11 protein-coding genes are annotated in these 7,823 nt (G+C 46.2%); all 11 read right to left on the bottom strand.

The features are described from left to right. Positions 1–238 (bottom strand): HAD-IA family hydrolase (locus ACWVCM_RS11955; RefSeq protein ID WP_455201983.1); only part of this gene is annotated, 238 nt, incomplete at its 3' end. A gap of 121 nt (positions 239–359) precedes the next feature. Beyond that, positions 360–1,253, bottom strand: coding sequence for a hypothetical protein (locus tag ACWVCM_RS11950; RefSeq protein WP_455201982.1), 894 nt, complete (start codon positions 1,251–1,253; stop codon positions 360–362). Between the two features lie 74 nt (positions 1,254–1,327). After that, positions 1,328–2,176, bottom strand: coding sequence for a hypothetical protein (locus ACWVCM_RS11945; protein ID WP_455201981.1), 849 nt, complete (start codon positions 2,174–2,176; stop codon positions 1,328–1,330). A gap of 122 nt (positions 2,177–2,298) precedes the next feature. After that, positions 2,299–2,988: a cytochrome c3 family protein gene (locus ACWVCM_RS11940; RefSeq protein WP_455201980.1), complete on the bottom strand. Its 690-nt coding sequence runs from the start codon at positions 2,986–2,988 to the stop codon at positions 2,299–2,301. 30 nt (positions 2,989–3,018) lie between these two features. Further along, positions 3,019–3,417 carry a CBS domain-containing protein gene (locus ACWVCM_RS11935; protein WP_455201979.1) on the bottom strand — a complete coding sequence of 133 codons (399 nt, stop codon included), beginning with the start codon at positions 3,415–3,417 and terminating at the stop codon, positions 3,019–3,021. A 2-nt stretch (positions 3,418–3,419) separates the two neighbouring features. Further along, entirely contained in the window at positions 3,420–3,614 is a 195-nt protein-coding gene (locus ACWVCM_RS11930; protein WP_455201978.1) for a hypothetical protein, read from the bottom strand. Positions 3,615–3,627: 13 nt separating this feature from the next. Further along, positions 3,628–4,851 (bottom strand): NADH:ubiquinone reductase (Na(+)-transporting) subunit F, encoded by a 1,224-nt coding sequence (gene nqrF, locus ACWVCM_RS11925; RefSeq protein WP_455201977.1) that lies wholly within the window; start codon positions 4,849–4,851, stop codon positions 3,628–3,630. A gap of 19 nt (positions 4,852–4,870) precedes the next feature. Beyond that, positions 4,871–5,479, bottom strand: coding sequence for an NADH:ubiquinone reductase (Na(+)-transporting) subunit E (nqrE, locus tag ACWVCM_RS11920; protein WP_455201976.1), 609 nt, complete (start codon positions 5,477–5,479; stop codon positions 4,871–4,873). Beyond that, the gene (locus ACWVCM_RS11915; protein WP_455201975.1) at positions 5,476–6,135 is read right to left on the bottom strand and encodes an NADH:ubiquinone reductase (Na(+)-transporting) subunit D; all 660 of its coding nucleotides are present in this window, start codon (positions 6,133–6,135) and stop codon (positions 5,476–5,478) included. The genes nqrE and ACWVCM_RS11915 overlap by 4 nt, the downstream gene beginning before the upstream one ends. A 10-nt stretch (positions 6,136–6,145) precedes the next feature. After that, the gene (locus ACWVCM_RS11910; RefSeq protein ID WP_455201974.1) at positions 6,146–6,964 is read right to left on the bottom strand and encodes a Na(+)-translocating NADH-quinone reductase subunit C; all 819 of its coding nucleotides are present in this window, start codon (positions 6,962–6,964) and stop codon (positions 6,146–6,148) included. Then, positions 6,961–7,823, bottom strand: an 863-nt coding sequence (locus tag ACWVCM_RS11905) for an RnfABCDGE type electron transport complex subunit D (protein WP_455201973.1), incomplete at its 5' end; no start/stop codon positions are given. The genes ACWVCM_RS11905 and ACWVCM_RS11910, both read right to left, overlap by 4 nt.

The raw sequence follows: 7,823 nt of genomic DNA, 5'->3' as shown, positions 1-7,823 counted from the left end.
TCTCATCCAACGCTAGCTTGTAATAAGAACAGGTAAATTCAAACGCATCACCAGTGCAAACAGAGAAATCTTTATATTGTTGCATCAAGCCGCGCCGAAATGAATACTCAAGCTGTTTATCGCGCCAGGTTTGCGAGAATGCAGCAGCACGTTCTCCAAGATGCTTTTCCAGCTCGACAATGACACCATGAGTATCTATCAGCGTTCCATACACATCGAATGCCAGCACAGTTGTCATATTAGTTATTTTCCCAATTTGCTTTTTTCTCTGCTTCGTAGAATTTCACGTATTCCGACGAATCATTTTTCGGGCCGTCAGGCTACTTCGCAACGTTGCTTCAGCTCCTTGACCGAGAACCCTAAAACGCAAAATGCAGTCCAAAAAACGCACCCCCAAAACTATAGCCTATTTCCTGTTGTTCGGAATCTTTATCAATCTCCACGTCTGCATTAAAAAATGACAATCCGATCACACCGCCCACATGCTTCGTAAACCTGTAGCGGGCATCCAGCCTGGTTTGAAAAACAAACGCTGACGTATTGTCGTAGCTCCCAGCAACCAGTGCCACTTTAGTACTCATACTCCATTTGGGTGTAAACGCAAATAAAAAATCCAGACCAAGCATCGGCAGGGGTGCAGTAACAGAGGCTTCTTCGCTATAAGTACCCGTATCAGATGTGCCATCAATCACAATTTCTCCAGACGCCGTAAGGGTATATTTTAGATCAACGCCAGCAATACCTAAAACACCTGCTACGTTGCTTCGATAGTCCTGAAACAGGGTATATCTATAATCAATAAAGTAAAATTTAGTATCGTCGCTCAATGTCGCCTGACCATTGAGGACAACCATATCTTCCAGGTTGATTGATTCACTAAAAAATGTATTTTCACGTTTCACGGCGAAATAGGCAGCGCCGATGGTATGTTTTTCACCAAAGCGGTAGGCGGCATAAACAGTATTGACCCGGGCAATTTCGGGCAAGTCCAAATGCCCTTCGGGATCAATAAAAACTGAATTACCAGTCTGTTTGTTAGTAAACCGTATTTTTGTATCAAATCGCACCGCGGCCATGCCAACGCCGATTGCCCCTTTTTTCAGCTGCTGGCTAAAGTTACGAAAATCAACGGAACTGCCAGCACTTGCTGTCGATACTTGAGAAAAAGCCGCAACCGGGAAGATCAATAAACCAAAGGACAGCGTAATCCTGAAAAGTGTAAGAGAAAGATAATATTTGCATCGAACAGTCATACCATTCTAAAACTAATGTTTTTGAGCAATTGATTGTATTATGGCGTCATCGGCTGTTGAACAGGGTTACCGGCTTATAATCCTAACTTCCCTTCTTTCGCCATATCTTTAGCGGTTGATTCCAGCTGTTTCTGGTTGATGTTTTCACATTTCGGAACGCTAAATGTTCCTTTAGGTAGATCTTCCGCTTTTACGGCTTTAATTGAAGTGATCTCCGCTTTTTCTTTCTGGGTGTCAGTTTCGTTTTTTCTAACGTTTGTGAGCTTCACTACAGATTCCAGTTTAAGAATTGGCCCCGGCACTTTCTTCGCCCAATCAGCAAACAACTTATCCAGCTTTTCGTAACCGGACTGTGTAAGCGCTTCCATCCAGCGTTTGCGAAAAGGTTGAATTTCAAGTTTTGTGGTATACCAGACGTCATCGGTAATCGTTAACTTATATTCATATTTCTTAAACATAAATGTTGCTTCAGCGTTTGCCGTTGTTACTAATCGAACATGAGTAGTCGCCAAGTCCAGTATTTTTGGTCCTGGTTCTTCCTTAATTTTATCCAGTTTTACTTCAAAAACCCTGGGATTTACCAGCGCCATAACTTCGGTAACAATTTCTCCTATATTTTTGAAAAACGTAACAGGATCCACATTGGCACAATAAAATTTCCCTTTTAGGGTATTGCCTAATACCCAGCTCTTACCCGCATCCACTGTCAGTAAATAAGGTGTTTGCTCAGTCCTTTTGCTGGATTCACCTAAAAAGTCGAGTCTCGCCTTGTCGCCATCTATGGTCACAATCTCGCGCTTTTTCTGTGATTTACCGTCTGCAGTTAAACTAATTTCGATAGTAGCCACGGTGGCTGCAAACACAGGCGGGTTAAGAAATAGACAAACAAAAAGAAAAGCCCCTATTCCGCGTAGTTTGTCCACAATATTTTTCCTTCTGTTTTTGTAGTTGAAATTAGAAATATTATCTTATGGGCCAGTATGTTTGTTGTTCCTATAGATCAAACCAACAATATACAAATTAACACTATCATTTTTAATGGTGCTTAAGGGTTGCGTGTCAACTTATGAACGTCATGACAGCCAAAACAGCTCATCTTATCGAAGGTAATTCCAACGTTATCGAAACGTTTATGGTTAGTGATTTGCTTACTATGGCATTGAGCACATTTTTCACGTTGTCGTTTTTGATCTTTCATTGGGTCATTGACCACATGAAGCTGATGACAACTGACACAGGTCAAGCCGATACCATCATGGATATTGCCAGCCCAGTTCATACCTTCTCGTTTTCCTACGCCTTTACCATGACAGCCAATACAAGCCTCGATGTGCCGTTCGCGTGGTTCGCCCTGTCGAAAGGCGATGAGTAAAGGAAACCCTCTTCCACCCCGGGCTCGTGATACATGGATGCTACCGGGACCATGACAGGATTCGCAGCCGTGTGTAGCATACGGAGTTTGTGGATTTTTCTTGTTACCGTGAACGGTTTTTGCCATCTCCATCATTTTCTCGCCTGCATGGCAAGTGATGCAACGCTCCACGCCTTCGGTAGTATATTTCGCTTCGGGTGGATTGCGCCGGGTATTATTTGCCTTCTCAGCAGCAAGTGTTGTGGGCAACAGCCAGGCGAGCATCAATACTACTAGCAAAAATAATAGCAAAGCAGTTACATAGCCTGGTATACCACTGCTAATTCCAGCTCTGTTTCCGGCCTTGCGATTATCTGGATACACTTTTGACTCCATAATTTTAAATAGCCCGTCTTACTGCCATGCATCCCCTAAAGCTCTGATGACATCACCGCGGCTTATCTGGCCCACAAGCCTGTTGTTATCCATTACCGGGTAGCGGTGGTAGCGTTGTTTTAAAAACCGCTCCGCTGCTTCGACGATGCTGTCTTCCGCATTCATGACCTCCACATCGGTGGTCATGTATTCCGAAACCAGTCCGCCATATTCAGAATGATAGGTGGCATTCAATACCACCTGCATGCAGTCTTTCTCAGTGAGTATGCCAGCCAGCTTCCCGTCTTTGTCCACAACCGGTGCACCTGAAATGTCATATTCAATCATCTTATGAACCGCTCGTAATACTTCACTGTCTGGAAGCAATGTTATGAGATGCCTGGCCATGTAATCCTTCACAAGAACTTTATCTAACATAGCTATATCTCCTGGATCGTTGATTGCTTGCGTCGTTTCGCACATCGTAACGTACAGCTACCCTTTTCCGCACAGCTACCTTTTGAACTGTCCGGACGACAACCACCATGAACAGGGCCACGTCCAGACATTAAACCAATTGCTAATGCAGCACTCACTATAATGAACACTAGAAAACTGATGACAAATATTTCCATAAGTTATTTTCCGTTAACCACCAAAGTCATCCAGCAGAATGTTTTCCCTTTCCACGCCCAGGCTTTCCAGCATCTGGATTACCGATGTGGTCATCATGGGCGGGCCACATAAATAATATTCACAATCTTCAGGAGCGGGATGATCTTTCAAGTATTGTTCATAAAGTACATCGTGTATATATCCTGTAGGTCCTGTCCATTTATCTTCAGGTTCCGCACGCGAAAGCGCCATATGCCACTGAAAATTGTCGTGGTCTTTCGCCAATTGATCGTACGCTTCTATATAGAATGCTTCCCGTAAACTGCGCGCGCCGTACCAGAAACTGATTTTACGTTGGCTCTTCAAACGCTTTAGTTGGTCAAATATGTGAGATCGCATGGGCGCCATGCCCGCACCCGCGCCGATAAATACCATCTCAGCGTCCGTTTCCCTGGCAAAGAACTCACCATAAGGTCCGGATACGATTACTTTGTCACCCGGTTTCCTGCCGAAAATATACGAAGACATAACACCCGGTGGTGTACCCTCTGGCGCATTAGGCGGCGGAGTCGCAATACGTACGTTAAGCATGATGATATTGTTTTCATCCGGAAAATTTGCCATGGAATAGGCGCGCATGTCCGGTTTGTTCACGACAGATTCCAGATCGAATAACTTGTAACGTTCCCAGTCACCCCGATACTGTTCCGGTACATCAATGTCACGAAATGATAAACGATACGCAGGACACTCGATCTGTATATAGCCACCTGCACGAAAGTCCATGGTTTCCCCTTTCGGCAATTCAAGGACCAGTTCTTTTATAAAAGTGGCAACGTTGTTATTAGAACGAACGGTACATTCCCATTTGTTCACGCCAAATACATCTTCTGGTACTTCGATACGCAGATCCTGGTCCACGTTCACCTGGCAGGCGAGGCGCATACCCTCTGCTGCTTTGCGTTTACTGATATGCGTCGCTTCGGTTGGCAATAAGGCACCACCACCCTCTAACACTTTTACTTTGCATTGCCCGCAGGTACCTCCACCACCACAGGCAGATGGTAAAAATAATTCATTGGCACCAAGTGTATTGAGTAGTTTGCTTCCGGCGGGAACTGTTAAATCGCGTTCTCCATTGACATTAATATGTATGTCACCACTGGGAACCAGCCGGGCGCGCGCCAGTAATATCAGCACCGCCAAAGCCATGACAATACTGGTAAAGAGAACAACACTTATGATGATTTCTTGCATCGTTGTTATATACTCCCGGCTAAAGTTCGATGCCGGATATTCCCAAAAAAGCCAGCGACATGATTCCCGCCGTAATAAAAGTTATCCCCAGTCCTTCCAGTCCATCGGGCACATCACTGTAACGCATTTTTTCTCGCAATCCGGCCAGGGCAACGATAGCAACGGCCCATCCTATACCAACGCCTATGCCATAAGCTGCACTTTCAACAAAGGTATAGTCACGCTGAACCATGAATAGTGAGGCACCCAATATGGCGCAGTTCACTGTTAACAGGGGTAAATAAATACCTAGCGCGTTATAAAGGGCTGGTGAAAAACGATTCAAGGTCATTTCCAGAATCTGCACCATGGCGGCAATAACGCCGATGTAACTGATCAGGCCAAGGAAACTGAAGTCGAGATGACCCAGGCCTGCCCAGGCTAACGCGCCATCGCGTAATAGAAAGTTATAAATCAGGTTGTTTAAAGGAACACTGATGCCCTCCACAATAATCACCGCGGCGCCCAAGCCAAGAGTAGTTTTGACTTGCTTGGAAACCGCCAGGAAGGTACACATACCCAGAAAGAATGCGAGCGCAAGATTCTCAATTAGCACCGCACGGAGAAAAATATCAAAGAGGTTGCTCATGCGTTTTCCTCCGCGGCGTCAAGTTCCACTTTTTCAAAATCAGGTTGCTCCACCTGTTCTGTCTTCCAGCTGCGAATCAACCAGATTAAAAAGCCGATAATAAAAAACGCGCTCGGTGGTAATAGCATAATTTGCACTGGTACAAACCACCCGTCGTTTTGCACCAGCTTGAAGATCTCCACTCCCAGCAATGTGCCGGAACCGAATAACTCGCGTATGGTACCCACCACGACGAGCACAAGGCTGTAGCCGAGGCCGTTGCCAATCGCATCGAGAAAACTATTAAACACGCCATTTTTTGTAGCGAATGCTTCGGCGCGACCCAGCACAATACAATTGGTCACAATCAATCCCACGAAGACCGATAACACTCTTGAAGTATCCGGCGCATAAGCCTGGAGAAATTCATCAACCACGATAACTCCCGTGGCAATAATGGTCATTTGCACAATAATGCGTACACTGTTGGGAATATGATGTCTGATTAAACTGATACTGACATTGGAAAAAGCCAGCACGGATGTGAGTGCCAGACTCATGATTAATGCCGTCATTAATGAATTCGTAATTGCCAGCGCGGAACAAATGCCAAGCACTTGCAGCGTAACCGGATTTTTATTGATTAACGGGTCAAGCAAAGTTTCACGTGTGCTCATGGGAATATCCTCATGTCTGGGCACTCTCTTTGTTAACTGTTCGTACGGGTGGCTGCTTCACTAATTTGTTTAGAAATGTCTGATAACCATTGGGACCAAACCAGAATTTCACTAGGCGTGTTACTGCATCACCGGTCACTGTCGCGCCACTCATGGCATCGACCTGATGGCGCGCGGCAGCAGAACCTTCTGCTACAGAACCGGACGCCACACGAAAACGAAACTCTCCCTGATTATTAAAAAGTTGCCGTCCCTGCCATTGGGCTTGCCAATCGGGTCGTGTGATTTGATCCCCCAGTCCTGCGGTTTCCCCCTGCTCATAAAAAGTCACCGCGGCGATGGTATTCAGGTCTGTTTCAAGCGCCAGGAATCCATGCAGCGTCGACCACATGCCCTGGCCATGGATTGGTAATATGATTCTTTGCAATTCTTTGTCTTTCCAGACCAGGTACACAATGGCAAAACGTGATCGACGCCCAAGTCGAGCCAAATCATCGGCAGACGGTATCGCTTTACCAAGTTCCGGATCATTCACTGCTGCACGTGCATCAAAACTTTCGGGATCGATATTCTCATCAAACTCGCCGGTATCAATGTTTACTACCCTGATATCCAGTTGTTCCACAGTTTGCAATATTTCATCGCTCGATAGCTCTTTATCAGCGGGTACCAGGCCCGTTAGCGCCACAATGTTGCGGCTGCGCTCTACCTTCTGATTGAGTAATTGAATGGGTTTTAATGTAATAGACGCCGTGCTAACCAATATGGAACAGGCCAGCGAAACGGCCAACACAACGATAAGGGCTTTGAGTGGACTGTGCTTTTTCAAGAAGCCACCTCCACTCTCTGTTTGCGCCGTTTGATATTGCGTTCAACCACAAAATAATCAAACAAGGGGGAAAAAATGCACGCCAGTAAAATCGCGAACACTACACCCTCGTAGTAAGAAGGATTAGTCACGCGAACGATAATAGTGAGCGCACCCACCAGGATTCCAAAACCCCAACGGCCAGGATTTGTGGTTGCCGCGGCCACCGGGTCCGTTGCCAGAAACACGGTACCAAAGGCCCAGCCGCCAATGACAAAATGCCAGAACCATGGCACATGAAACATCGGGTTATCGGCAGGCCCTAAGGTGTTAAGCAACATCACGCTGGCGATCATACCGATAAGAGACCCCAGCATGATGCGCCATGACGCCGTGCCGGTAACGATTAAGAATACCGCGCCTAACAGGCAGCCTAGTATCGATGTTATGCCCATAGGACCCGGTTGATTACCAATAAACAATAACCACCAGTGGTAATCCACTGCCTGAAGTGCGGCAATGCCGCCCTCCTCGATGGCCAGTTCAATGGTGGTAGGTTCATCGTAGCCTGGTACCGGAATCCAGGCGCCCTCGCCAAATACCAGGTCAGAAAAGGAAAACATAAGAAAGGCAAATCCAAGCACGACCGGGTTAACCAGATAACGTCCCATGCCGCCAAATATACCTTTACCAACCACAATGCCAAAGGTCATGCCAAGGGCGACCTGATACAGGGGAACGGTAGCCGGCATCACCAACGCAAATAGCCAGGCAATCGATAACAGGCCTTCATCAACAGGTCGTCGACGTTGTTGCGCAAACAGGGATTCCCAAAACGCGCCTGTTAATAAAGCAACGATAAAGACCGGTAAAAAGTAGA

The sequence above is a fragment of the Kaarinaea lacus genome (assembly GCF_975902315.1).
Note: the sequence above shows the minus strand (reverse complement) of the source record. Positions and strands in the feature narration are given on the sequence as shown.

Coding starts and splice junctions, on each gene's coding strand:
- ACWVCM_RS11950 (WP_455201982.1), bottom strand. CDS start 1,253: ATGACTGTTCGATGCAAATATTATCTTTCTCTTACACTTTTCAGGATT.
- ACWVCM_RS11935 (WP_455201979.1), bottom strand. CDS start 3,417: ATGTTAGATAAAGTTCTTGTGAAGGATTACATGGCCAGGCATCTCATA.
- ACWVCM_RS11930 (WP_455201978.1), bottom strand. CDS start 3,614: ATGGAAATATTTGTCATCAGTTTTCTAGTGTTCATTATAGTGAGTGCT.
- nqrF (WP_455201977.1), bottom strand. CDS start 4,851: ATGCAAGAAATCATCATAAGTGTTGTTCTCTTTACCAGTATTGTCATG.
- nqrE (WP_455201976.1), bottom strand. CDS start 5,479: ATGAGCAACCTCTTTGATATTTTTCTCCGTGCGGTGCTAATTGAGAAT.
- ACWVCM_RS11915 (WP_455201975.1), bottom strand. CDS start 6,135: ATGAGCACACGTGAAACTTTGCTTGACCCGTTAATCAATAAAAATCCG.